The organism is Streptomyces sp. NPDC048659 (assembly GCF_040650575.1).
Classification (GTDB): Bacteria; Actinomycetota; Actinomycetes; order Streptomycetales; family Streptomycetaceae; genus Streptomyces.
In genome coordinates this window covers 15,794-40,710 of sequence record NZ_JBEZHM010000038.1, presented here as the reverse complement: position 1 = coordinate 40,710, position 24,917 = coordinate 15,794, and the positions used below count along the sequence as shown (strand labels likewise).

At 72.4% G+C, this 24,917-nt stretch carries 20 protein-coding genes; 7 read left to right on the top strand and 13 right to left on the bottom strand.

Going from position 1 to position 24,917, the window contains the following annotated elements; translation table 11 throughout:
• Positions 1-2 precede the first annotated feature (2 nt).
• Positions 3-524 (top strand): GNAT family N-acetyltransferase, encoded by a 522-nt coding sequence (locus AB0C99_RS25950; RefSeq protein ID WP_362479498.1) that lies wholly within the window; start codon positions 3-5, stop codon positions 522-524.
• Between the two features lie 79 nt (positions 525-603).
• On the opposite strand, the gene pssA is transcribed toward AB0C99_RS25950, so the two are convergent.
• The 9 genes from pssA to AB0C99_RS25905 all read right to left on the bottom strand — a co-directional run bounded on the left by pssA (position 604) and on the right by AB0C99_RS25905 (position 11,607).
• Complete coding sequence (pssA, locus tag AB0C99_RS25945) at positions 604-1,479, bottom strand: CDP-diacylglycerol--serine O-phosphatidyltransferase (RefSeq protein WP_362479617.1); 876 nt, start codon at positions 1,477-1,479, stop codon at positions 604-606.
• On the bottom strand, positions 1,472-2,128 hold the full coding sequence (locus AB0C99_RS25940; RefSeq protein WP_362479495.1) for a phosphatidylserine decarboxylase: 657 nt from the start codon (positions 2,126-2,128) through the stop codon (positions 1,472-1,474). The genes pssA and AB0C99_RS25940 overlap by 8 nt, the downstream gene beginning before the upstream one ends.
• Before the next feature lie 170 nt (positions 2,129-2,298).
• On the bottom strand, positions 2,299-3,540 hold the full coding sequence (locus tag AB0C99_RS25935) for an acyl-CoA dehydrogenase family protein (protein WP_362479492.1): 1,242 nt from the start codon (positions 3,538-3,540) through the stop codon (positions 2,299-2,301).
• A gap of 2 nt (positions 3,541-3,542) precedes the next feature.
• Complete coding sequence (locus tag AB0C99_RS25930; protein WP_351660024.1) at positions 3,543-4,055, bottom strand: MaoC family dehydratase; 513 nt, start codon at positions 4,053-4,055, stop codon at positions 3,543-3,545.
• A gap of 4 nt (positions 4,056-4,059) precedes the next feature.
• Positions 4,060-5,034, bottom strand: coding sequence for a CoA ester lyase (locus AB0C99_RS25925; protein ID WP_362479488.1), 975 nt, complete (start codon positions 5,032-5,034; stop codon positions 4,060-4,062).
• Entirely contained in the window at positions 5,031-7,091 is a 2,061-nt protein-coding gene (locus tag AB0C99_RS25920) for a protein meaA (RefSeq protein WP_362479486.1), read from the bottom strand. Before AB0C99_RS25920 ends, AB0C99_RS25925 begins: the two co-directional genes overlap by 4 nt.
• A gap of 14 nt (positions 7,092-7,105) precedes the next feature.
• Entirely contained in the window at positions 7,106-8,443 is a 1,338-nt protein-coding gene (gene ccrA / locus AB0C99_RS25915) for a crotonyl-CoA carboxylase/reductase (protein WP_362479483.1), read from the bottom strand.
• Between the two features lie 406 nt (positions 8,444-8,849).
• Positions 8,850-9,701, bottom strand: a complete 852-nt coding sequence (locus AB0C99_RS25910) for a TetR family transcriptional regulator (RefSeq protein ID WP_362479480.1) — start codon at positions 9,699-9,701, stop codon at positions 8,850-8,852.
• Between the two features lie 124 nt (positions 9,702-9,825).
• Positions 9,826-11,607 (bottom strand): 3-hydroxybutyryl-CoA dehydrogenase, encoded by a 1,782-nt coding sequence (locus AB0C99_RS25905; RefSeq protein WP_362479477.1) that lies wholly within the window; start codon positions 11,605-11,607, stop codon positions 9,826-9,828.
• Positions 11,608-11,928: 321 nt separating this feature from the next.
• On the opposite strand from AB0C99_RS25905, the gene AB0C99_RS25900 reads away from it, so the two are divergent.
• Positions 11,929-12,528 (top strand): adenylosuccinate lyase, encoded by a 600-nt coding sequence (locus AB0C99_RS25900; RefSeq protein ID WP_362479475.1) that lies wholly within the window; start codon positions 11,929-11,931, stop codon positions 12,526-12,528.
• A 23-nt stretch (positions 12,529-12,551) separates the two neighbouring features.
• Here the strand turns inward: AB0C99_RS25900 and AB0C99_RS25895 are convergent, their stop codons facing one another.
• The 3 genes from AB0C99_RS25895 to AB0C99_RS25885 form a co-directional block, all read right to left on the bottom strand.
• The gene (locus AB0C99_RS25895) at positions 12,552-12,983 is read right to left on the bottom strand and encodes a RidA family protein (protein WP_362479473.1); all 432 of its coding nucleotides are present in this window, start codon (positions 12,981-12,983) and stop codon (positions 12,552-12,554) included.
• Positions 12,984-13,123: 140 nt separating this feature from the next.
• Positions 13,124-14,752 carry an alpha/beta hydrolase gene (locus AB0C99_RS25890; protein WP_362479471.1) on the bottom strand — a complete coding sequence of 543 codons (1,629 nt, stop codon included), beginning with the start codon at positions 14,750-14,752 and terminating at the stop codon, positions 13,124-13,126.
• A 102-nt stretch (positions 14,753-14,854) separates the two neighbouring features.
• Positions 14,855-15,910, bottom strand: a complete 1,056-nt coding sequence (locus AB0C99_RS25885) for an Rv2578c family radical SAM protein (protein ID WP_362479469.1) — start codon at positions 15,908-15,910, stop codon at positions 14,855-14,857.
• A 172-nt stretch (positions 15,911-16,082) separates the two neighbouring features.
• Here AB0C99_RS25885 and AB0C99_RS25880 point away from each other — a divergent pair, with 172 nt between their 5' ends.
• Positions 16,083-16,526 carry an SRPBCC family protein gene (locus AB0C99_RS25880; RefSeq protein ID WP_362479466.1) on the top strand — a complete coding sequence of 148 codons (444 nt, stop codon included), beginning with the start codon at positions 16,083-16,085 and terminating at the stop codon, positions 16,524-16,526.
• Between the two features lie 351 nt (positions 16,527-16,877).
• The gene (locus tag AB0C99_RS25875) at positions 16,878-19,235 is read left to right on the top strand and encodes an MFS transporter (protein ID WP_362479614.1); all 2,358 of its coding nucleotides are present in this window, start codon (positions 16,878-16,880) and stop codon (positions 19,233-19,235) included.
• Between the two features lie 99 nt (positions 19,236-19,334).
• Here AB0C99_RS25875 and AB0C99_RS25870 read toward each other — a convergent pair whose 3' ends face one another.
• Positions 19,335-20,363: a hypothetical protein gene (locus tag AB0C99_RS25870; protein ID WP_362479611.1), complete on the bottom strand. Its 1,029-nt coding sequence runs from the start codon at positions 20,361-20,363 to the stop codon at positions 19,335-19,337.
• 285 nt (positions 20,364-20,648) lie between these two features.
• Between AB0C99_RS25870 and AB0C99_RS25865 the strand changes: the two genes are divergently transcribed.
• The 3 genes from AB0C99_RS25865 to AB0C99_RS25855 all read left to right on the top strand — a co-directional run bounded on the left by AB0C99_RS25865 (position 20,649) and on the right by AB0C99_RS25855 (position 24,915).
• Complete coding sequence (locus tag AB0C99_RS25865; RefSeq protein WP_362479464.1) at positions 20,649-21,482, top strand: M55 family metallopeptidase; 834 nt, start codon at positions 20,649-20,651, stop codon at positions 21,480-21,482.
• On the top strand, positions 21,475-22,836 hold the full coding sequence (locus AB0C99_RS25860; protein WP_362479461.1) for a M20/M25/M40 family metallo-hydrolase: 1,362 nt from the start codon (positions 21,475-21,477) through the stop codon (positions 22,834-22,836). The genes AB0C99_RS25865 and AB0C99_RS25860 overlap by 8 nt, the downstream gene beginning before the upstream one ends.
• 93 nt (positions 22,837-22,929) lie before the next feature.
• Positions 22,930-24,915: a prolyl oligopeptidase family serine peptidase gene (locus AB0C99_RS25855; protein WP_362479459.1), complete on the top strand. Its 1,986-nt coding sequence runs from the start codon at positions 22,930-22,932 to the stop codon at positions 24,913-24,915.
• The last annotated feature ends 2 nt before the right edge of the window (positions 24,916-24,917 follow it).

The following is a 24,917-nucleotide window of genomic DNA, read 5'->3' as shown; positions in this document are numbered from 1 at the left end:
GTATGAACGCGCACACCGACACCGTCCGCCCGCTCACCCCCGAGGACGTCCGCCTGCGGGCCGCCGACGGCCTCGGGGACCTCCTCGTGGACGCCGTGGCCTCCGGCGCCTCCCTCGGCTTCCTGGCCCCCCTGGAGCCCGCCGAGGCCGCCGCCTGGTGGACCGGGGCGGCCGGGGACCGCGAGGTCTGGGCGGCGTACGGGCCCGGGGACGAGGTCCTCGGCGCCGTCACCCTGGTCCGGGACGGCAAGGCCAATGGGCGGCACCGCGGCGAGATCGCCAAGCTGGTCGTCCACCGGGCCGCCCGCGGCCGGGGCCTCGGCCCCCGCCTGCTGGCCGCCGCCGAGGCCCACGCCGCCGCCACCGGGCTCACCCTGCTCGTCCTGGACACCGAGACCGGCAGCCCCGCCGAGCGGCTCTACCGCGCGGCCGGCTGGAGCGAGGCCGGGTCGATCCCGGACTTCGCCGCCGGCCCCGGCGGCGCCCTGAAGGCCACCACGCTCTTCTACAAGCGTCTGCCCTGACCGTCCCGGGTCCCGGACAGGACGAAGGCCCCGGACGCTGCTCGCGTCCGGGGCCTTCGTCATGGGTCGTGCTGGGTCGCTACGGCAGCTGCGCCGCCTGCGCCTGCCGCGCCTCCCGGCTCTCGCGCCGGTTGTCGCGGAAGGTGTTCACGCGCCGGGCCGTCGCGAAGAGGGGGATCACGGCGCCCAGCACCACCTGCAGCGCGCAGCCGGTCTGGAGCAGGAACGCCCCGCCGGGTGCGTCGAACGCCCACGCGGCGAGCATCGCCATCGCGCCGACGATCCAGCTGAGCATCGCCACCGCGAGGATGCCCCGCGGCTTCGGGTACTCGACCCGGCTCACCATCAGCCAGGCGACGCCGATGATCGCGAGGAGCGTCGGGATGAACGGCAGCTCCAGGAGGATGATCGACACGACGGTCAGGGCGCCGAAGGGGCTCGGCATGCCCTGGAACATCCCGTCCTTCATCGTCACGCACGAGAAGCGCGCGAGTCTCAGCACCACCGCCAGCAGCACCACGATCGCGGCCAGCGCCGAGACCTTCTGCTGCGCGTCGTCGGCGACCATGCCGTAGACGAGCACGAAGTAGGCCGGTGCGAGGCCGAAGCTGATCAGGTCCGAGAGGTTGTCGAGCTCGGCGCCCATCGGCGAGCTGCGGAGCTTGCGCGCCACGATGCCGTCGAAGAGGTCGAAGATCGCCGCGGCCAGCATCAGGATCACGGCGGTGGCGGCGCTGTTGCGCGCCATGCCGGTCTCGCTGCTGCCGGTGAGGTGCGGGATCAGGATGCCGGTGGTGGTGAAGTACACCGCCATGAAGCCGCACGTGGCGTTACCGAGCGTGAGGGCGTCCGCTATGGACAGCCTCAGCGACAGCGGCATCTCCTCGGCCTCGTCGGCGGCCTCCTGGTCGCCGTCGGCGACCCAGTCGGCCGCCCGTGTGTCGGGATCAATCACGGTCAATGCGAGTCACCCCCGCGGTCGTGGTCTGACCGACCTCGACGGCGACCTCGACACCTTCCGGGAGGTAGATGTCGACGCGCGACCCGAAGCGGATCAGACCGATGCGGTCTCCCTGCTCGACCTTCGTCCCCTGCGGGATGTACGGCACGATGCGCCGGGCGACGGCACCCGCGATCTGGATCATCTCGATGTCACCGAGCTCGGTGTCGAAGTGCCAGACGACGCGCTCGTTGTTCTCGCTCTCCTTGTTGAACGCCGGCACGAAGCCGCCGGGGACGTGCTCCACGGACGTCACGGTGCCGGCCAGCGGCGCGCGGTTGACGTGCACGTTCAACGGGCTCATGAAGATGGCGACGCGGGTGCGTCCGTCCTTCCACGGCATGATGCTCTGCACCACGCCGTCGGCGGGCGAGATGACCCGGCCCTGAGCGATCTCACGCTCGGGGTCGCGGAAGAACCACAGCATTCCGGCCGCGAGCGCCGTGGTCGGCACGGCGATGGCCGCGGCGCGCCTCGACTTGCGGGAGCGCGCGAGGCTGAGCGCCGCGGTGGCGACGGTCGGCAGGAGCCACGGCGATGCTCCCCGTGCGATGCGGGCGCCCTTGAGGGTGTCGCGATGTGCGGAGGTTCGACTGTCGGGCATGGATGACCTTCGTAGCGGATGATGCCGCGCTGGCAACAGGGGGACGGCGGCTTTCCGGCGATGCTATCGGTTGCGGGGCGCAACTGGGCAAGCCAGGAACCGAGTCGGCGGCCGGAAGACGAACACGGGGTGTGATCTTCTTCGCGGCCGAACCGACTCAAAAGCGACAATCATCCCTGGAATCGGTATTCCTCCAGGAGGCGGCGGCCAATGATCATTTTCTGGATCTCGGCGGTACCTTCACCGATGAGCAGCATCGGTGCCTCGCGGTAGAGGCGCTCGATCTCGTACTCCTTCGAGAAGCCGTAGCCACCGTGAATGCGGAACGCATCCTCGACGACCTCCTTGCAGTATTCGGAGGCGAGGTACTTCGCCATCCCGGCTTCGAGGTCGTTTCGTTCCCCGGAGTCCTTTTTGCGTGCTGCATTGACCATCATCGCATGCGCGGCCTCGACCTTGGTAGCCATCTCGGCCAGCTTGAACTGGATCGCCTGGTGCTGGGCGATCGGCTTGCCGAAAGTGTGACGCTGCTGGGCATAGCGGACGCCGAGCTCGAAAGCACGCTGTGCGACGCCGCAGCCACGGGCCGCCACGTTCACGCGGCCGACCTCGACGCCGTCCATCATTTGGTAAAACCCTCGCCCGGTCCGGCCGCCGAGGACCCGATCGGCCGGAACGCGCAGTCCGTCCATGATGAGCTCGGTCGTGTCGACGCCCTTGTACCCCATCTTCTCGATCTTGCCGGGAATGGTGAGGCCGGGGCGCACCTCCCCGAAGCCGGGCTCCTTCTCGACGAGGAAGGTCGTCATCGACTTGTGCGGGGCGGTGCCCTCGGGGTGTCCTTCGTCACTTCGGACGAGCACCGCGACCAGCGTTGACGTGCCGCCGTTGGTCAGCCACATCTTCTGCCCGCTGAGGACGTACTCTCCCCCACTCTCGGCTCCGCTCGAGCGGGAGGTGCCCCCATCGTCCTTCACCGCCTTGGACGTGATGGCCGACACGTCCGAGCCGAGGCCCGGCTCCGACATCGAGAAGGCGCCGCGCGTCTCGCCGGCCGCCATCCGGGGCAGGAAGTACTCCTTCTGCTCCTGGGTGCCGTGCTGCTTGAGCATGTACGCCACGATGAAGTGGGTGTTGATGATGCCGGAGACCGACATCCAGCCGCGCGCGATCTCCTCCACGCACAGCGCGTAGGTGAGCAGCGACTCACCGAGACCCCCGTACTCCTCGGGGATCATCAGACCGAAGACGCCGAGCTCCTTGAGGCCGTCGACGATCTGCTGGGGGTACTCGTCACGGTGCTCCAGCTCCGTGGCGACCGGGATGATCTCCTTGTCGACGAAGTCCCGGACGGTGGCGAGGATCTCCCGCTGGACGTCGGTCAGACCGTGGGTCTGGGCGAGTCGCGCCATGACTACTTCCCCTGTTCCTTGAGCTGGGGGCGGCCGGGCTGCTCGCCGCCGCGCGCTTCGATGTACTCGGCGGTCGGGACCATCACCTTGCGGCGGAAGACGCACACCAGGGTGCCGTCCTGCTTGTAGCCCTTGGTCTCGACGTGGACGATGCCGCGGTCGCTCTTCGACCTCGACGGCGTCTTGTCCAGGACGGTCGTCTCGCCGTAGATCGTGTCGCCGTGGAAGGTCGGCGCGACATGGCGCAGCGACTCGATCTCCAGGTTGGCGATCGCCTTGCCGGACACGTCCGGGACGGACATGCCGAGCAGCAGCGAGTAGACGTAGTTGCCGACGACCACGTTCCGCTTGAAGTCGGTGGTGTTCTCGGCGAAGTTCGCGTCCATGTGCAGCGGGTGGTGGTTCATCGTGAGCAGACAGAAGAGATGGTCGTCGTACTCGGTGACCGTCTTCCCGGGCCAGTGCTTGTAGACGGCGCCGATCTCGAACTCTTCGTAGGTGCGGCCGAACTGCATGGACTCAGACCTCCGGGATCTCGAACGCGGTGGTGCGCTTCATGCCGGCGGCGCGGCCCTTGCCCGAGATGACCAGGGCCATCTTGCGGGACGCCTCGTCGATCATCTCGTCGCCGAGCATCGCGGAGCCCTTCTTGCCGCCCGCCTCGGAGGTGTAGTAGTCGTACGCGTCGAGGATCAGCTCGGCGTGGTCGAAGTCCTCCTGCGCGGGCGAGAAGATCTCGTTCGCCGCGGCGACCTGGTCCGGGTGCAGCACCCACTTGCCGTCGAAACCGAGCGCGGCGGCGCGCCCGGCGACCGCGCGGTAGCCCTCCTGGTTGCGGATCTGCAGGTAGGGGCCGTCGATCGCCTGGAGGTCGTTGGCGCGGGCGGCCATCAGGATGCTCATCAGGATGTGGTGATAGGCGTCCGCCGGGTAGCCGGGCGGCTGCTCGCCGACGACCAGCGACTTCATGTTGATGGAGGCCATGAAGTCGGCCGGGCCGAAGATGATGGTCTCCACGCGCTGCGACGCCCGCGCGATCGCGTTCACGTTGTTCAGGCCCTGGGCGTTCTCGATCTGCGCCTCGATGCCGATCTTCCCGACCTCGAAGCCCATGGTCTTCTCGATCTGGGTGAGCAGCAGGTCGAGCGCGACGATCTGCTCGGCGTTCTGCACCTTCGGCAGCATGATGCAGTCGAGGTTCTGGCCGGCGCCCTCGACGACGGTGACGACGTCGCGGTACGTCCAGTGGGTCGTCCAGTCGTTGACGCGGACCACGCGGGTCTTGCCGGTCCAGTCGCCCTCGTTGAGGAACTTCACGATGGTGTGCCGGGCGTCCGGCTTGGCCAGCGGCGCGCAGGCGTCCTCCAGGTCCAGGAAGACCTGGTCGGCGGCGAGGCCCTGGGCCTTCTCCAGGAAGCGCGGGTTGGAGCCGGGCACCGCGAGGCAGGAGCGGCGGGGGCGCAGCCGGTTCACCGGGGAGACAGGGCTGGTCATGCGGGGACCTCCGTGCTTTCAAGGGGGCTGAGCTGGTTGGCTTTGCGGATCTCGTCGACGATACGGCCGATGATCCCGGTGATGCCGAAGTCCTTCGGGGTGAAGACGGCGGCCACGCCCGCGGCCCGGAGCTCCTCGGCGTCGGCGTTCGGGATGATCCCGCCGACGACCACCGGGATGTCGGCCGCGCCGGCCAGCCGCAGCCGGTCCAGCACGTCGGGCACGAGCTGGGCGTGCGAGCCGGACAGGATCGACAGGCCGACGGCGTGCACGTCCTCCTCCAGGGCCGCGTCCACGATCTGCTCCGGGGTGAGCCGGATGCCCTGGTAGACCACCTCGAACCCGGCGTCGCGGGCCCGTACGGCGATCTGCTCGGCGCCGTTGGAGTGCCCGTCCAGGCCCGGCTTGCCGACCAGGAACCGCAGCTTGCCGACGCCCATGTCCCGGGCGGTGCGGTCCACCTTGGCGCGGACCTCGGCCATCGGGGAGCCCGGCTCGGCCGGGACGGCGACGGGGGCGGAGGAGACGCCGGTCGGGGCGCGGAACTCGCCGAAGACCTCGCGCAGCGCCTCGGACCACTCGCCCGTGGTGACGCCGGCCCTGGCGCACTCCAGGGTGGCCTCCATCAGGTTCGCGGTGCCCTTCGCGGCCTCCTTGAGCTGCTCCAGGGCCTGCTGGGTGGTGGGGAAGACGAACGGGTCGCCGCCGCCCTGCCGGTCCGTGGACTCCTGGCGCTCGGCGCGCCAGCGGCCGACGGCGGCCACCACCCGGGCCTCGACGGCCGGGTCGACGGTCTGGATCGCGGTGTCCAGGTCGGCGGTGAGCGGGTTGGGCTCGGTCGTCTCGAAGATGTTGACGCCGATGATCTTGTCGTCGCCCGACTCGATGCGGGCCCGCCGCTCGGCGTGCGAGGAGACGAGCTGCGCCTTGAGGTAGCCGGACTCGACGGCGGCCATGGCGCCGCCCATCTCCTGGATCCGCTCGATCTCGGCCAGGCACTCGGCGACCAGGGTCTCCACCTTGGCCTCGATGACGTGCGAGCCGGCGAAGATGTCCTCGTACTCCAGCAGGTCGGACTCGTGGGCGAGGACCTGCTGGATGCGCAGCGACCACTGCTGGTCCCAGGGGCGCGGCAGGCCGAGCGCCTCGTTCCAGGCGGGCAGCTGCACGGCGCGGGCGCGGGCGTCCTTGGAGAGGGTGACGGCCAGCATCTCCAGGACGATCCGCTGGACGTTGTTCTCCGGCTGGGCCTCGGTCAGGCCCAGCGAGTTGACCTGCACGCCGTAGCGGAAGCGGCGCTGCCTGGCGTCCTCGATGCCGTACCGCTCGCGGGTGACGGTGTCCCAGATGCGGCCGAAGGCGCGCATCTTGCACATCTCCTCGATGAAGCGGACACCCGCGTTCACGAAGAAGGAGATCCGGGCGACGACCTCGCCGAACCGCTCCTCGGGGACCTGCCCGGAGTCGCGGACGGCGTCGAGGACGGCGATGGCCGTGGACATGGCGTACGCGATCTCCTGGACCGGCGTGGCGCCCGCCTCCTGCAGGTGGTAGCTGCAGATGTTGATCGGGTTCCACTTCGGGATGTGGCTGACCGTGTACGCGATCATGTCCGTCGTGAGCCGGAGCGAGGGGCCGGGCGGGAAGACGTGCGTCCCGCGCGACAGGTACTCCTTCACGATGTCGTTCTGGGTGGTCCCCTGGAGCCGGGTGATGTCCGCGCCCTGCTCCTCGGCGACCACCTGGTAGAGCGCCAGCAGCCACATCGCGGTGGCGTTGATGGTCATGGAGGTGTTCATCTGCTCCAGGGGGATGTCCTGGAACAGCCGCCGCATGTCACCGAGGTGCGAGACGGGCACCCCGACCCGGCCGACCTCGCCGCGGGCGAGGACGTGGTCCGGGTCGTAGCCGGTCTGCGTGGGCAGGTCGAACGCGACCGAGAGGCCGGTCTGGCCCTTGGCGAGGTTGCGCCGGTAGAGCTCGTTCGACGCCTCGGCGGTCGAGTGGCCGGCGTAGGTCCGCATGAGCCACGGCCGGTCCTTCTGACGCTCTGTCATCTGTGGTCCCGGGGTCAGACGTTACGGAAGCGGTTGATGGCGTCGATGTGCTTGGCGCGCAGCTCCGGGTCGCGGACGCCGAGGCCCTCCTCCGGAGCGAGGGCGAGCACGCCGACCTTGCCCTGGTGCAGGTTGCGGTGGACGTCGTAGGCGGCCTGGCCGGTGTCCTCCAGGGAGTAGACCTTGGAGAGGGTCGGGTGGATCTTGCCCTTGGCGATCAGGCGGTTGGCCTCCCACGCCTCGCGGTAGTTGGCGAAGTGCGAGCCGATGATCCGCTTCAGCGACATCCACAGGTAGCGGTTGTCGTACTGGTGCATGTAGCCCGAGGTGGAGGCGCAGGTGGTGATGGTGCCGCCCTTGCGGGTGACGTAGACGCTGGCACCGAAGGTCTCGCGGCCCGGGTGCTCGAAGACGATGTCGATGTCCTCGCCGCCGGTCAGCTCGCGGATCCTGGACCCGAAGCGCTTCCACTCGCGCGGGTCCTGGGTGTTCTCGTCCTTCCAGAACCGGTAGCCCTCGGCGTTGCGGTCGATGACCGCGTCGGCGCCCATGGAGCGGCAGATGTCGGCCTTCTCCGGGGAGGAGACGACACAGATCGGGTTGGCGCCGCCGGCCAGCGCGAACTGGGTGGCGTACGAGCCGAGGCCGCCGCTCGCGCCCCAGATGAGGACGTTGTCGCCCTGCTTCATCCCGGCGCCGTTGCGGGAGACGAGCTGGCGGTACGCGGTGGAGTTGACGAGGCCGGGGGAGGCCGCCTCCTCCCAGCTGAGGTGGCCGGGCTTGGGCATCAGCTGGTTGGACTTGACCAGGGCGATCTCGGCGAGGCCGCCGAAGTTGGTCTCGAAGCCCCAGATGCGCTGCTCGGGGTCGAGCATCGTGTCGTTGTGCCCGTCGGAGGACTCCAGCTCGACGCTCAGGCAGTGCGCGACGACCTCGTCGCCGGGCTTCCACGAGTTGACGCCGGGGCCGGTGCGCAGCACGACGCCGGCCAGGTCGGAGCCGATGACGTGGTACGGCAGGTCGTGGCGCTTGGTGAGCTCGGACAGGCGCCCGTAGCGCTCCAGGAAGCCGAAGGTGGAGACCGGCTCGAAGATCGAGGTCCAGACCGAGTTGTAGTTGACCGAGCTGGCCATGACGGCGACCAGGGCCTCGCCCGGGCCGAGCTCGGGCAGCGCCACGTCGTCGAGGTGCAGCGACGTGCGCGGGTCCTTGTCGCGGCTCTCGAGGCCGGCGAACATCTCCGCCTCGTCCTTGTGGACGGTGATGGCGCGGTACGACTCGGGGAGCTTGATGCTGGCGAAGTCGGCCGAGGTGGAGTCGGGCGACTGGATCGCGTCCAGGATGTCCTTCACGGGATGCCTCCGGCGGTGCGGCGTCCCGGGGGACGCGCTGAGGGTTACGTCGGGGTGGGTGCTGTGGAGGTGTGCCGTCGGTTCGGCCGGTGGTGCGGTGGCGGCGCCGGTGTGGGGCGCGAGGGGTGCCTGTGACGCAGGCGTCCGGGCGCACGAGCAGGATCGCTGGTGGGGACAGCCTGCGCGCGAGGAGATTCCCCGCGGGCCGGCCGCCCGGACGACTTCAACGTATGGCACGCCGTGTCACGTGACAAGGCACTGCGTGCCAACAATTTCTCTCAGATGCGATCTGGTGCCCGCAGATGAGCGATGATCGATCGAAAACCCGGCTGAGCTGCGCAAACGCGACATGGGCCGCCCCCGGAAAACCGGGGACGGCCCATGGAAGAGAGCGTTGGAGCGGTGTTCAGCCCCGCTTGAGGGCCTGCTGGATGGTCCGCATGACCTCGTCGAGCGGTGCGTCCGTACGGGCGACGGCGATGACCACGTCCCCCGTCGCGGAGGCGGTCGCCGCCGGCGCGGGACCCTCCGCGAGGGCGGCCGCCGGGAGGGCCGTCGCGGGCCCCGCCGGGGTCGCGGGGCGGCCCGCGCCTATGCCGGTGCCGAAGGTCTCCCGCACGATCGCGAAGGCGTGGTCCAGCTGCGCCTCCACGTCCCCCTGGCCGCCCGCCCGCAGCCAGCGCCGCAGCACGTGGTTGTGGGCGGTCACCACCGCCGAGGCGGCCACCTCGGCGAGCAGCGGGTCGTCGTTGCCGTCGTGGTGGTCGCGCTCGTCGAAGTGGCCCAGCAGATAGCGCGTGAACAGGCGCTCGTAGCGGGCCACCGAGGCGATCTCGCGCTCCCGCAGAGTCGGCACCTCGCGGGTCAGCCGGTAGCGCTCCACGGAGACCGCGGGCGAGCCGGCGTACATCTTCATGACTTCCTTGATGCCCCGGCACACCGTGTCCAGCGGGTGCTCGTGCGGCGGGGCCGCGTTCAGGACGGCCTCGGCGCGCACCAGCGTGTCGTCGTGGTCCGGGAAGATCGCCTCTTCCTTGGAGCGGAAGTGGCGGAAGAACGTCCGCCGGGCCACCCCGGCCGTCGCGGCGATCTCGTCGACCGTGGTGGCCTCGTACCCCTTCGTCGCGAAGAGCTCCATGGCCGCGGCGGCGAGCTCCCGGCGCATCTTGAGCCGCTGCGCGGCGGCGCGGGTCCCCGCCGCGCTCTCCTGAGCGTCGGGCGTGGACGTGGCACGGGGTGTCTTCGCGGCCTTGGACATGGACCGAACGTACTGCATCGGAGCGGGAGTGTGCCCAGGTGGGGGAGGGGAGCCGGGCCCCGCGCCAGGGGCGCCCGAGGGGCTCAGCAGCCCTCCCCACTGCCCGTACGGCTCGGCGGAGGGCTCAGCGGCGGGCATATTCGCGGAAGCCGCGCCCGGTCTTGCGGCCCAGGCAGCCCGCGGCCACCAGATGCTCCAGGAGCGGGGAGGGGGCCAGACCCGGGTCGCGGAACTCGCGGTGCAGCACCCGCTCGATGGCGAGCGAGACGTCCAGACCGACCACGTCGAGGAGCTCGAACGGCCCCATCGGGTAGCCGCCGCCCAGCTTCATCGCCGCGTCGATGTCGTCCAGGGTGGCGTAGTGCTCCTCGACCATCTTGATCGCGTTGTTGAGGTACGGGAAGAGCAGCGCGTTCACGATGAAGCCGGCCCGGTCGCCGCAGTCCACCGGGTGCTTGCGGATCTTCGCGGTGACCTCGCGGACGGTGGCGTGGACGTCGTCGGCGGTCAGCACCGTACGGACGATCTCGACCAGCTTCATCGCGGGCGCCGGGTTGAAGAAGTGCATCCCGATGACGTCCTGCGGGCGGCTCGTCGCCTTCGCGCAGGCGACGACCGGCAGCGAGGAGGTCGTGGTGGCGAGCACCGCGCCCGGCTTGCAGATCTTGTCCAGGCGGGCGAACAGCTCCCGCTTGACCGCCAGGTCCTCGGCGACCGCCTCCACCGCCAGGTCGACCTCGGCGAAGGCGTCCAGCGAGCCGGCCGCGGCGATCCGGGCCAGCGTCTCGTCGCGCGCCTCGCCGGTCATCCGGCCCTTGTCGACGGAGCGGGCCAGGGACTTCGCGATCCGCGCCTTCGCGGTGTCCGCCTTCTCCTGCGAGCGGGCCGCGAGGACCACGTCGTAACCGGCCTTCGCGAAGACCTCGGCGATGCCGGAGGCCATCGTCCCGGAGCCGGCGACGCCCACCGAGCGCACCGCGCGGCCCGCGCCGCCCGCCACGGCCCCCGCCGGGGTCAGCGCGTCGGGGACCACCTCGGCGGAGCCGGGGGCGGCGTACGTGTAGAAGCCGCGGCCCGACTTGCGGCCGGTCAGGCCCGCCTCGCTGAGCTGCCTGAGGATCGGGGCGGGGGCGTGCAGCCGGTCCTGGGACGAGGCGTACATGGCCTCCAGGACCGTACGGGCGGTGTCGACGCCGATCAGGTCGAGCAGCGCCAGCGGACCCATCGGCAGCCCGCAGCCGAGCCGCATGGCCGCGTCGATGTCCTCCCGGGACGCGTACTTGGCCTCGTACATCGCGGCGGCCTGGTTGAGGTAGCCGAAGAGCAGCCCGTCGGCGACGAAGCCGGGCCGGTCGCCGACCGCCACGGGCTCCTTGCCGAGCTCCTGCGCGAGGACGGTCACGGCGTCCACGGCCACCGGGGAGGTCAGCACCGAGGAGACCACCTCGACCAGCTTCATCGCCTGGACCGGGGTGAAGAAGTGCAGCCCCAGGACCCGCTCGGGGCGCGCCGACTCGGCGGCGAGCCGGGTCACGGAGAGCGCGTTGGTGCCGGTGGCCAGGATGGCGTCCGGGCGGACGATGCCGTCCAGCGCCCGGAAGACCTCCTGCTTCGTCTCGTACGACTCGGGCACGACCTCGATGACGAGGTCGGCCTCGGCCGCCGCGTGCAGGTCGGAGTAGGTGCGGAAGCGGGCCAGGACGTCCTGCCGCTCCTCCTCGGTGATCCGGCCGCGGTCCACCGCGCGGGCGGTGGACGCCTCCAGTGCGGCGACGGCCTGGGCGGCGGCGTGCTCGCTGATGTCGATGCCGATGACCTCGCGGCCGGCCCGGGCCAGGACGTCGGCGATTCCGGTGCCCATGGTGCCGAGGCCGACGACGGCGATGGTGGAGAGAGGGGTGTCCATCAGGGGACTCCTGGGAGGAAGAAGTGACGACTGAAGGCAGTGCGCGGAGAGGGGGCGCGAGGCGCTGGAAACGGAGCGCGAGGCGCGGAGAACGGAGCGCGGCGCCGAGAGGGGGGCGCGAGAAAAGGTGCGACGGACCCTGTCCCTGAGTCACGTCGAGAACTGCCGAACCGAAAGACCACACACAACGGCTGCGTCACCAGGCCGTTGTGAAAATGCGGGGGGTGACCCGCTCACCTGAGATTAACCGCCGGGTAACGAGCGCGCCAGTCCTCGGAAGTTGGGGGAAGTGTGATCTGGGTCGCGGATAGGCTGCGGAATATGAATTCCGCCGAAGACCCCGAATTCTGCTCGATGATCGATCGTTTGCGGGAAGAGATCGGGAATGGGGGAGAGGCGATACCCGCGGCATTCGAGGAACTCGCCGGCCCGCTCGGCACGGAGGAGCTGCACACAGCCCTCACCGGCCCCGGACGCCCGCTGTGGGCCCGGGAGATCGCCGCCTTCCGGCTCGGACTCGCGGGCGACCGGCGGGCGTTCGAGGCGCTGGTGCTGCTCCTCAACCACCGCGACCCCGAGCGCTGCGTCAGCGCCGCCTACGCCCTGGGCCGGCTCGGCGACCCGCGCACGGCCCGCGCCGCCGCCGCGCTCGCCACCAACGAGCTGCGCGTCGCCTACGCCCTGTCACCGGTCCGGCTGCTCGCCGAGCTGCGCGCCCCCGAGAGCGTCCCCGCCCTCGTCGCGGTGCTGGAGCGGCGGCTCGCGGCCGGTGACCCGCACTGGCGGGTCGGGCTCGCGTGCGTGGAGGGGCTGGGCACGCTCGCCGACACCCGCGCGCGGGGGGTCCTGGAGGCGGCGCTGCCGCACCCGAGACTCGGGGGCGCGGCGCGGGAGGCGCTGGGGCGGCTGGGCGGGCCGTAGGGCTGCGCGGCCCCGGGATCGCCCTAGGCGGTCGCGCCGGACGGCTCCGGGCGCCCCTCCGGTATCAGGGCGAACGCCTCGATCTCGATCAGGAGTTCGGGCCGGACCAGGGCGCTCACCTGCACCGCCGAGCTCGCCGGGAGCGGGGCCGTGCCGAAGGCGGCGTCCCGGGCGGCGCGGACGGCGGGCAGGTGCGCCACGTCCGTCACGAAGTACGTCAGCTTCACGACGTCCTCGAAGCCCGCGCCCGCCGAGGCCAGGCAGCGGCGCAGGTTGTCGAAGACCTGGTGGGCCTGGACCACCGGATCACCGGGGCCGACGACCGCGCCCGAGGCGTCGAGGGCGCACTGCCCGGACACGGCCACGAACCGGCCGGTGCCCCACACGACATGGCTGTACTGCGGGCTCGGGGCGAGGCCCTCGGGCGCGGACACGTGGGTCAGGTGCGTGGTCATGCGTCACATCCTGACGCACCCCACTGACAGTCCTGTTCCCGCGCGCTTTCCGCGCCCTTCCCGGGGTCGCCTCAGGCGGCCCCGGGGCCGCCCCGCGCCCTTCCCGGGCCCGGCCCCGGGCGGGGTTCAGCCGTCCTCGCTCACTGCTCGTGGCCGAGCAGCCCGTGCAGGGCCGTGCCCGCCGTCGGGGCGCCCTCGCGGTCCGCGCGGGACGCCCCGGTCGCCCCGGTCTTCGCGGTCTTCGCGGGCCGGGGCTCGGGCAGCGCCTCGCAGACGGCGTCCGCGTCCGAGCCGGACGCGCCGCGCGGCACCGTCCCGTCGGCCAGGTAGCGGTCGAGGTGGGTGTCCAGGCAGTCGTTCCCGGCCAGCGTCACCCCGTGGTTCCCGCCGCCCTGCTCGACGACGAGGCTGGAGTCGGCCAGCATCCGGTGCAGGGCGAGCCCGCCCTCGTACGGGGTGGCGGCGTCCTCCGTCGCCTGGAGGATCAGCACCGGCGCCACCCGGTCGTTGGTGACGTCCGGCGGGGTCAGCGAGGCCACCGGCCAGAAGGCGCAGGGCGCGTTGTACCAGGCGTTGTTCCAGGTGGAGAAGGGCGCCTTGGTGTGCGCCTCCCAGTTGTCCTTGCGCCACACGTTCCAGTCGCGCGGCCAGACCGCGTCGCGGCACTGCACGCTCGTGTAGACCGAGTAGCCGTTGTCCGCCGCCGCGTCGGCGGCGCCGAGGGTCTCGTACGCCTTCACCAGCGGCGCCGGGTCGGCGTCGTTCACGTAGGCGCTGAACGCCGCCGCGAGCCGCGGCCAGTAGCCGTCGTAGTAGCCGCCGGGCAGGAAGGTGTCCTCCAGCTCGCCCGGGCCGACCTTGCCGCCCGCGGGCGCGGTCCGCAGCGCCTCCCGCATCCGGTACCAGGCCGCGTCGACCTCCGCCGGGTCGCTGCCGAGCCGGTAGGTGGCGTCGTTGCGGGCCACCCAGGCGTCGAAGTCCTTGTGCCGGGTGTCGAAGGCGTAGTCCTGCGCCAGGTTGTCCTCGTACCAGACGCCGTGCGGGTTGACGACGGAGTCCAGGGCCATGCGCCGGACCCGCTCGGGGAACAGCCTGGCGTACACCGCGCCCAGGTAGGTGCCGTAGGAGTAGCCGAGGTAGTTGATCTTCGTCGCGCCGAGCGCCGCGCGCATCACGTCGAGGTCGCGGGCGGTGGAGACGGTGTCGATGTACGGCAGGACGTCGCCGTACTTGTCGCCGCACGCCTTGGCGAAGGACTTGGCGCGCGCGAGACCGGCCGCCTCCTCCTCCGCCCCGCGCGGGACGGAGTCCGGGCGCACGGGCTTGAAGTGGCCGGGCTCGCAGTCCAGGGCGGGCTCGCTCTTGCCGACCCCGCGCGGGTCGAAGCCGATCACGTCGTACTGGGCGGCCACCTCCGGCTTCAGGGACGCGGCCACGTACCCGGCCATGCCGCGTCCGCTGCCGCCCGGTCCGCCCGGGTTGACGAGCAGCGGCCCCTGGTACGCCTTGGCGGTGTGCGGGACCCGGGTGAGGGCGAGCCGGATGGTCCGGCCCTGGGGGGCGGCGTGGTTCAGCGGCACCTTGAGGGTGGCGCACTGGAGCCTCGGGTACGCCTTGGTGCCGCAGCCGGTCCAGATCAGCGGGGCGGTGGGGCGGCCGGCCGGGGCGGTCCCGTCGGGGGTGCCGGTGGCGGCGGACGCGGGCAGGACGGTGACCGTCCCGGCGACCAGCGCCCCAGCGGCGATCAGCGTTCCTGCGCGTGGGGTCATACGGCGTCCGTGCCCGGAAGACGGCCCGGAAGGACCTGTTCCGGCCAGAGTTGACCCGTTCAGAGGACACCCGGGCCGCTTCCGCGCGGTGTTGACGTGCCTTCAGAGCAGGGTGAGCTGTTCGGCGGCGGGCGGGCCCGCGTGGTGGTCGGGCAGTGGGATCCGGCGCGCGGCGCCCCGGTGGGCGGGCCCGATGCCGAACTCGGCTGCCAGTTCGTGCACCTGACGGGTGATCCGGCGCTGGTACCAGGTCGGCGCGTAGGCCCCGGCCCCGTACAGCCGCTCGTACCGCCCCACCAGCCCGGGGTGGTGCCGGCGCAGCCAGGTGAAGAACCACTCGCGCGCGCCGGGCCGCAGGTGCAGCACGAGCGGGGTGACGGAGGAGGCGCCGGCCCCGGCGATCGCGCGGACCGTGTCGCGCAGCTGCTCGGGCCGGTCGCCGAGGAAGGGCACCACGGGGGCCATCAGCACCCCGCAGTCGATGCCGTGCCCGGCGAAGGCGCGCACCACGTCCAGGCGCCGCTCGGGGGAGGGGGTGCCGGGTTCGACCGTGCGCCACAGCTCGCGGTCGGTGAAGCCGACGGAGACGGACACGCCGACCTCGGTCACCTCGGCGGCCTGCCGGATCAGCTCCTGGTCGCGCAGGATCAGGGTGCCTTTGGTGAGGATCGAGAACGGGTTGGCGCGGTCCCGCAGCGCCTCGATGATCCCGGGCATGAGCCGGTAGCGGCCCTCCGCGCGCTGGTAGCAGTCCACGTTGGTGCCCATCGCGATGTGCGCCCCCTGCCAGCTCCGGGAGGCCAGCCGCGCGCGCAGCAGCTCCGGGGCGTTGACCTTGACCACGATCTGGGAGTCGAAGCCGACGCCGGTGTCGAGGTCCAGATAGGCGTGGCTGCGCCGGGCGAAGCAGTACACGCAGGCGTGGGTGCAGCCGCGGTACGGGTTGACCGTCCACTCGAACGGCATCCGGGAGGCGCCGGGTACCCGGTTGACGATCGACCGGGCCCGGATCTCGTGGAAGGTGATGCCGCGGAACTCGGGCGTGTCGAACGTACGGGTGGTGACCGCGTCCGTGCCGAACAGCGCGGCGTCGGCGGGCGCGGCCGGCGTGGCGGGGGTGTCGGTGGCGGGGGTGTCGGCCAGCCGGTCCCAGCGCATGGCGGCTCCTCGGGGCGGGTCGGGGCGGTCGGGGCGAGCGGGGTGAGCGAGGCGAGCGGGGAAACCAGAATAGAACACCTGTTCCCTTGATCGCCGCAACCCGGATTTCGCGCCCCGCCGCGCAGGTGATTGGCTTGGCCCACATCCCCGAGAGATCAGCTGGAGGACCCCCATGGCGCAGGTCGAGGCCACGACGGAGCGGATCATCGCCGCCGACGCGGAGACGGTGTTCGACGCCCTGGCCGACTACAGCGGCACGCGCGCGAAGCTGCTCCCCGAGCACTTCAGCGAGTACGAGGTGCGCGAGGGCGGCGACGGCGAGGGCACCCTCGTCCACTGGAAGCTCCAGGCCACCAGCAAGCGCGTCCGCGACTGCCTGCTGGAGGTCGCCGAGCCCACCGACGGGCAGCTCGTCGAGAAGGACCGCAACTCCTCCATGGTCACCACCTGGACCGTCACCCCCTCCGGTGAGGGCAGCGCGAAGGTCGTCGTCAGCACCGTCTGGAACGGCGCCGGCGGCATCGGCGGCTTCTTCGAGCGGACCTTCGCCCCCAAGGGCCTCGGCCGCATCTACGACGCCGTGCTCGCCAAGCTCGCCGCCGAAGTCGAGAAGTAGCCTCGGGAAACGGTCGGAGAGAAGTAACGCCCCGGCCCGTCACCGATTCGAGTGGTTTCCCCGCGACCCCTGTACGAGCGCCCGGCGCGCCCAGGGGTCGCGGTACGCCCCGTAAACGCCCTGATGAGCGCCCCAAGTGCGCGGTCCCCGGGGGGTGTTCGGGACCCCGTCGGCCACCCTCCCGCCGCCCCGCCCGACTTGCTCCCGCTTCGCGCGCAATGCGAAGAATGGCGCGCGCAGACGCCGTGACGAGGGGAGCAGCACGTGGGTGCGATCACGCTGGACAAGCACGCCCGGGCGACCGACACCGCCCAGGCAGCCCCGGAGAGCGGTGAAACGGTCCCGCTCCCGGTGGCGGGGCCACCCGCCGGAGAGGCGCCGCCCCCGGGGCCGCCGGACGCCCTCGACCCCCGCCGGGTCCGGCTCGTCTTCTTCGGGCTGATGCTCGCGCTGCTGCTCGCCGCGCTGGAGCAGATGATCGTCGCCACCGCCCTGCCGAAGATCGTCGGCGAACTCCAGGGCCTGGACCGGATGTCCTGGGCGATCACCGCCTACCTGCTCACCGCCACCATCGGCCTGCCCGTCTACGGGAAGCTCGGCGACCTCCTCGGCCGCAAGAGCGTCTTCCTCTTCGCCATCGTCGTCTTCGTGATCGGCTCGGCCCTGGCCGGCTGGTCCCGCAGCATGGACCAGCTCATCGCCTTCCGCGCGCTCCAGGGCGCCGGGGCCGGCGGGCTGATGATCGGCGTCCAGGCGATCATCGCCGACATCGTCCCGTCCCGGGAACGCGGGCGCTACATGGGGCTCATCGGCGCCGCCTTCGGCCTCGCCTCCGTCGCCGGACCGCTGCTCGGCGGCTTCTTCACCGACCACGTCTCCTGGCGCTGGTGCTTCTACTTCAACGTGCCCTTCGGGCTCGTCACCCTCGCCGTCGTGGCCGTCGTCCTCAAGCTTCCCAAGCCCGCCGTCCGGGCCCGCTTCGACGTCCTCGGCGCCCTGCTGCTCGCCGCCGCCTCCACCTGCCTGGTGCTGCTGACCAGCTGGGGCGGCACCCGCTACGCCTGGGACTCCCGGGTCGTCCTCGGCCTCGGCTGCGGCGCCGTCGCGGCGGCCGTGCTCTTCCTGGTCGTCGAGCGCTTCGCCCGCGAACCCCTGATCCCGCTGCGGCTGTTCCGCGACTCCGTCTTCACCGTCACCAGCCTCATCGGCATGGTCGTCGGCATCGCCCTCTTCGGCGCCGCCAGCTACCTGCCGACCTTCCTGCAGATGGTCGAGGGCGCCACCGCCACCGAGTCCGGCCTGCTCATGCTGCCCCTGATGGGCGGCATCGTGGTCGCCTCCGTGGTCTCCGGGCAGCTCATCAGCCGCACCGGCCACTACAAGGTCTACCCGGTGCTCGGCGGTGCCGTCGCCACCCTCGGCATGTGGCTGCTCTCCCGCCTCGGCACCGACACCCCGCGCCTCCAGCAGAGCCTCTGGCAGGCGGTCCTCGGCCTCGGCATCGGCCTGGTCATGCCGGTCCTGGTGCTCGCCGTGCAGAACTCCGTGCGCCCCGCCGACCTGGGCACCGCCACCAGCGCCCACAACTACTTCCGGCAGATCGGCGGCAGCGTCGGCGCCGCGATCTTCGGCACCCTCTTCGCCTCCCGCCTCGACGACGCCCTCGCCGCCCGGCTCCCCGCCGGCGCCGGCGCCGCGCTCCCGCCCGCCGACTCGGTCACCCCCGGCGTCGTCCACGCCCTGCCGCCCGCCCTGCGCGACGCCTTCGTCCAGGCGTACGCCGACGCGATGCCGCGGATCTTCCTCTACCTCGTGCCGGTCCTCGTGCTCGGCCTCGTCCTCGCCTTCTTCCTCAAGGAGAAACCGCTGGTGTCCCACCACACCCCCGCCACCGAGGCGCCCGCCGCCGAGGTCTTCACCCCGATCCCCCCGGCCCGGACGGCCCTCACCTCCGGAGTGCCGGTCTGCGGCCACGTGCAGCACCCCGACGGCAGCAGCGTCCCGCGCGCCGCCCTCACCCTCATCGACGTCGCCGGGCGCCAGATCGGGCGCGGGGCCAGCGGCGAGGACGGGCGCTACGCGCTGGCCGTACCCGGCTCCGGCTCGTACGTGCTGATCGCGGCGGCCGGCGGGCACCAGCCGCAGGCGGTGTCCGTGACCGTCGGCGAGCGCCCGGTGGACCTGGACGTCGTGCTCGGCGGCGCCGGGCGCCTCGCGGGCAGCGTGCTCACCGCCGACGGCACCCCCGTCCGGGACGCCGCCGTCACCCTCACCGACGTGCGCGGCGAGGTCGTCGCCAGCACCCGCAGCGGGCGCGAGGGCACGTACACCATGGGGGAGCTGGTGGCCGGCGAGTACACCCTCGCCGCCAGCGCGCCCGCCTTCCGGCCCGCCGCCGTCCCGGTCAGCGTGCAGTCCGCGCGGGAGACCCGCCAGGACATCGAGCTCGCCGGCGGCGCCGTGCTCCGCGGCACCGTCCGCGCGGGCGGCGGGCGCCCCGTCGAGGACGCCCGCGTGACCCTCCTCGACGCCGCGGGCAACGTCGTGGACACCCTCACCACCGGCCCCGACGGCACCTTCCGCTTCGTGGACCTGTCCTCCGGCGAGTACACCGTCATCGCCGCCGGCTACCCGCCGGTCGCCACCGTCCTCCAGGTCGCGGGCGGTGGGCGCACCGAGCGGGACCTCCAGCTCGGCCACGAGGACTGAGCGGACGCGACGTCCGCCGGGTGCGCCGGGCGGCCGTCGCGGACGACGGAGAGGGCCGGTCCGGGGCTACCGGGCCGGCCCTCTCCGTCGTCGCCCCGGTCAGGAGGCGTTGGTCGCCTTGCGGATCGCGCTGATGCAGGCGCCGATCGCCTCCTGGAGGGCCTCCAGGCGCTGGAGCATGTCCTCCTCCACGACGTCCTCCTCCAGGACCTCGTCCAGAGTCAGCTCCTCGAAGACCTTCGTCGCCTTCTGCAGGCTGCTGTAGAACTTCGTCCGCCGCTCCTGCACCCGCAGCGCGGGATCCTCCTCCACCGCCCGCGCCACCAGCGTCTTCACCGTGTCGTACGCCTCACCGGCCCACTCGCCCGCCTCCTCGGAGTCGTCGAGCTCGTCGATGAGCGACAGGTGCCGCTCGGCCTCCGCGCGCAGCTCCGCCGGGGCCGCCACGGTCTGCCCCGCGGGCGTCCGGATCTGGCCGCCCTCGGCGATCTGCCGTACGTACTCGATCCGGTCCGCCGCCTTCGCCTCCTGCGCCACCGCCTTCTTGAGGCCGCCGGTACGGGCGATCGCGCGGGCCATCTCGGTCTGCAGCGCCGGGTCCTCCTTCATCCGGTCGAGCAGCGCCCCGCGCGCCGCCTCGGCCGTGCCCGGGTCGGCGAGGATCGCGGCGCGCAGCGCGGTCGGGTTCTCGGCCACCTCCAGCGCCTTGGTCGGCTTGATGCCCTCGGCCTCGGCCGCCGCGCTGATCGCGTGGCCGCGCACGGAGGTCGCGCTGGAGCGGGAGGAGTAGTACGACAGCCAGACGTCGGCCTCGGGCAGCTCCACGTCCTCGCCGGGGACCAGCGCCTCGAACTGCGGCACCAGGGCGTCGTCGGCGGCCATGTCCCATGCCTTGTAGTAGCGCATGACCCGCTCGGGGGAGCAGCCGGCGAGCTCCGCGAACGCCTTCGCCGACACCTTCTCCGTGCCCTCGGCGGACTGCCCGCCCGGCCGCACGCTCCGCGCCACCTTGAGCGCGAACGCCCAGCCGCCCGTGCGCGCGTACACGCCGAAGTCGCGGGCGTCGCGGACGACGCTCTCCGCGACGGCCTGGGCGGCGGGCTCGACCCACTCGCCGGTGTCGAGCACGACGGGGGCCTCGGTGTCGGTGTCGACGGCGGTCTCGATGGCGGCGTCGGCGCCGGTTTCGGTGTCGGCGGGGGTCTCGGACGGGGCGAGCGAGGTGGTCACCGAGGGGCTCCTGGAATCGCGGGGGCGGGAAAACTGCGCCCGTCAGCCTATACGTACGAGATGAAAGGATTCGCCCCGAATCACCGCCGCGTGACCGCCGCGGGAGACCGCCAGTGGTCCACGCCTCCGACACTTTTCCACAGGGGTGGTCGGGCCCGCCGCTCGGCGCGTACGGTGCCAGGCATGAAGATCCTGATCAGCGCCGACATGGAAGGCGCCACCGGTGTGACCTGGCCCGCCGACGTGCTGCCCGGCACCCCCCAGTGGGAGCGGTGCCGGTCCCTGTTCACCTCGGACGTGAACGCGGCGGTGCTCGGCTTCTTCGACGGCGGCGCCGACGAGGTGCTGATCAACGAGGCGCACTGGACCATGCGCAACCTGCTCCTGGAGCGGCTCGACGAGCGGGCCGAGATGCTCACCGGGCGGCACAAGTCGCTCTCCATGGTCGAGGGCGTCCAGCACGGGGACGTCGACGGCATCGCGTTCGTCGGCTATCACACGGGCGCGGGAGCCGAAGGCGTCCTCGCGCACACCTACCTCGCCAACTCGATCACCGGCGTCTGGCTCAACGGGGTCCGCGCGAGCGAGGGCCTGCTCAACGCGCACGTGGTCGCCGAGTACGGGGTGCCCGTCATCCTCGTCACCGGCGACGACCTGACCTGCGAGGACGCCCTGCGCTACGCCCCTGAGGCCCACAAGGTCGCCGTCAAGGACCACGTCTCGCGGTACGCGGCGGTCTGCCGGACCCCGGCCAGGACGGCCGCCGACATCCGCGCGGCGGCCAAGGCCGCCGCCTCGCTCGCGGTCAGGCACGAGCCGGTCGCCGCCGGGCCGTTCACGGTGGAGCTGGAGTTCGACGCCGAGCACCTGGCCGCCGCCGCGACGGTGGTCCCCGGCGCCGGGCGGAGTGGCGAACGCAAGGTCGCGTACACCAGCGAGACGATGTACGAGGCGATTCGCACGTTCAAGGCGGTCACGACCATCGTCTCCGCCGCGGTGGAGGAACAGTATGGCTGAGCAGGAGCGGGGCACCGGCCCGGCCCGGGAGGTCCCGGGACCGGACGCGCGGGCGCTCGACGAGGTGGTCGCGTTCACCTCCGAGCTGATCGCGATCGACACCACCAACCGGGGCGGCGGCGACTGCCGCGAGCGGCCCGCCGCCGAGTACGTGGCCGAGCGCCTCGCCGGCGCCGGTCTCGAACCGGTGCTGCTGGAGCGCACCCCCGGCCGCGCCAACGTCGTCGCCCGCCTCGCCGGCACCGACCCGGCCGCCGAGGCCCTGCTGGTCCACGGGCATCTGGACGTCGTCCCCGCCGAGCCCGCCGACTGGACCGTGCACCCCTTCTCCGGCGAGGTCCGCGACGGCGTGGTCTGGGGCCGCGGCGCCGTGGACATGAAGAACATGGACGCGATGGTCCTGTCCGTGGTCCGTTCCTGGGCCCGCGAGGGCTTCCGCCCCCGCCGGGACATCGTCCTCGCCTACACCGCCGACGAGGAGGCCAGCGCCGAGGACGGCTCCGGCTTCCTCGCCGACCGGCACCCCGGCCTCTTCGAGGGCTGCACGGAGGGCATCAGCGAGTCGGGCGCCTTCAGCTTCCACCCGGACCCGCGGACCACCCTCTACCCGATCGCGGCGGGCGAGCGCGGCACCGCGTGGATCAAGCTCACCGCCCAGGGCCGCGCGGGCCACGGCTCCAAGGTCAACACGGCCAACGCGGTGACCCGCCTCGCCGCGGCCGTCGCCCGTATCGGCGCCCACTCCTGGCCCGTCCGGCTCAGCCCCACCGTCCGCGCCGCGCTGCGGGAGCTGGCCGCGCTGTACGGGATCGAGGTCGACGTCGACGCCCGCGACTTCGACACCGACCTGCTCCTGGAGAAACTGGGCCCGGCCGCCGCCCTCGTGGAGCCCACCGTCCGCAACAGCGCCAACCCGACGATGCTGGACGCCGGCTACAAGGTGAACGTGATCCCGGGCCAGGCCGTGGCCTTCGTCGACGGGCGGACCGTGCCCGGCGGCGAGGAGGAGTTCATCGAGACCATGGACCGGCTCACCGGCCCCGACGTCTCCTGGGAGTTCCACCACCGCGAGGTGCCGCTGCAGGCGCCGGTCGACTCGCCGACCTTCGCCAAGCTGCGGGCCGCCGTCGAGCACGTCGACCCGGCCGGGCACGTCATCCCCTTCTCCATGTCGGGCGGCACCGACGCCAAGCAGTTCTCCCGCCTCGGCATCACCGGCTACGGCTTCTCGCCGCTGAAGCTGCCCCCGGAGCTCGACTACGGGGCGCTCTTCCACGGCGTCGACGAACGCGTCCCCGTCGACGCGCTGCACTTCGGCGTCCGGGTCCTCGACCGCTACCTGCGGACGGCCTGACACCCCGTCCGGCCGCCGCCCACCGCTCCTCACGTCCCATCGCTCCGTACGTCCGCTTCCACCGTCCGCACGCTCCACCCAGGGGGGATCCAGATGGCAACCACGGCCGCCTACGGCAGTTGGCCGTCACCCGTCGACGCCGCGCTCGCCGCCGCACGGGACGGGCGTCCCGACCATGTCGGGGTGCTCGGCGACGAGGTCTGGTGGACCGCCCCGCGGCCCACCGAGGGCGGCCGGCGCGCCCTGGTGCGCCGCCGGTCCGACGGCACCGAGGAAACCGTGCTGCCCGCCCCCTGGAACGTGCGCAGCCGGGTCATCGAGTACGGCGGCACGCCCTGGGCCGGCACCTCGCGGCCCGACGGCTCCCCGCTCCTCGTCTTCTGTCACTTCCCCGACCAGCGGCTCTACGTGTACGAGCCGGACGCCGGGGACGGCGCCGGGCCCCGGCCGCTCACCCCGGTCTCGGCGACCGGCGGCGGGCTGCGCTGGGCGGACCCCGTCGTGGTCCCCGGGCGGGACGAGGTCTGGTGCGTCCTGGAGGAGTTCACCGGTCCCGCCCCGACCGACGTGCGCCGGGTGATCGCCGCCGTCCCGCTGGACGGCTCCGCCGCCGAGGACCGCGGCCGGATCCGTGAACTCTCCGACGGCCGGCACCGGTTCGTCACCGGGCCCCGGCTCTCGCCGGACGGCCGGCAGGCCGCCTGGATCGGCTGGGACCACCCCCGGATGCCCTGGGACGGCACCGAGGTCCAGCTCGCCCGGATCGCCCCGGACGGCACCTTCCAGGACGCCCGCACCGTCGCGGGCGGCCTTGAGGAGTCCGTGCCCCAGGTCGGCTGGAGCGCCGACGGACGGCTCCTCCACCTGAGCGACCGCACCGGCTGGTGGAACCTGTACCGCACCGGCGAGGACGGCACGCCCGTCGCGCTCTGCCCCCGCGCGGAGGAGTTCGGCGGACCGCTCTGGACCCTGGGCCAGCGCTGGTTCGAGCCCCTGGAGAACGGGCTGATCGCCGTCGTCCACGGCACGGGCGCCACCCGCCTCGGCATACTCGACCCCGACAGCGGCGAGCTCGTCGACGCCGCGGGACCCTGGACCCAGTGGTCCTCCTCCCTCGCCGCCCACGGCACCCGGGTCGTCGGCGTCGCCGCCGGACCCCGCAGCGGCGCCGAGCTCGTGGAGCTCGACACCCGCACCGGCCGGACCCGGGTCATCGGCGCCGCCCACGAGGACCCGGTCGACCCCGCCTACTACCCCGAGCCGCTGGTCCGCACCTTCGCCGGACCCGGCGGCCGGGACATCCACGCCCACGTGTACCCGCCGCACAGCCCCGACCGGACCGCTCCCGGCACCGAGCTCCCGCCCTACGTGGTGTGGGCCCACGGCGGGCCCACCGGCCACTCCCCGCTCGTGCTCGACCTGGAGGTCGCCTACTTCACCTCCCGAGGCATCGGCGTCGTCGAGGTCAACTACGGCGGCTCCACCGGCTACGGCCGGGAGTACCGCGAACGGCTGCGCGAGCAGTGGGGCGTGGTGGACGTCGAGGACTGCGCCGCCGTCGCCCGCGCGCTCGCCGACGAGGGCACCGCCGACCCCGGCCGGCTCGCCGTCCGAGGCGGCAGCGCCGGCGGCTGGACCAGCGCCGCCTCCCTCGCCCTCACCGACGTGTACGCCTGCGGCACCGTCATCTACCCCGTGCTCGACCTCACCGGCTGGGCCACCGACGAGACCCACGACTTCGAGTCCCAGTACCTGCACTCGCTGATCGGCCCCCTCGACAAGGTGCCCGACCGCTACCGGGAGCGCTCGCCGCTGGCGCACGCCGACCGGATCACCGCGCCCTTCCTGCTGCTCCAGGGCCTCGACGACCCCATCTGCCCGCCCGCGCAGGCCGAGCGCCTGCTGGCCCGGATGGCCGGGCGCGGCGTCCCGCACGCCTACCTCGCCTTCGCGGGCGAGGGCCACGGCTTCCGCCGCGCCGACACGATGATCCGCGCCCTCGAAGCCGAACTCGCCCTCTACGTACGGACCTTCGGCCTCGACCGGACGGACGTCCCCGACCTGGAGTTCCGCGCGTGAAC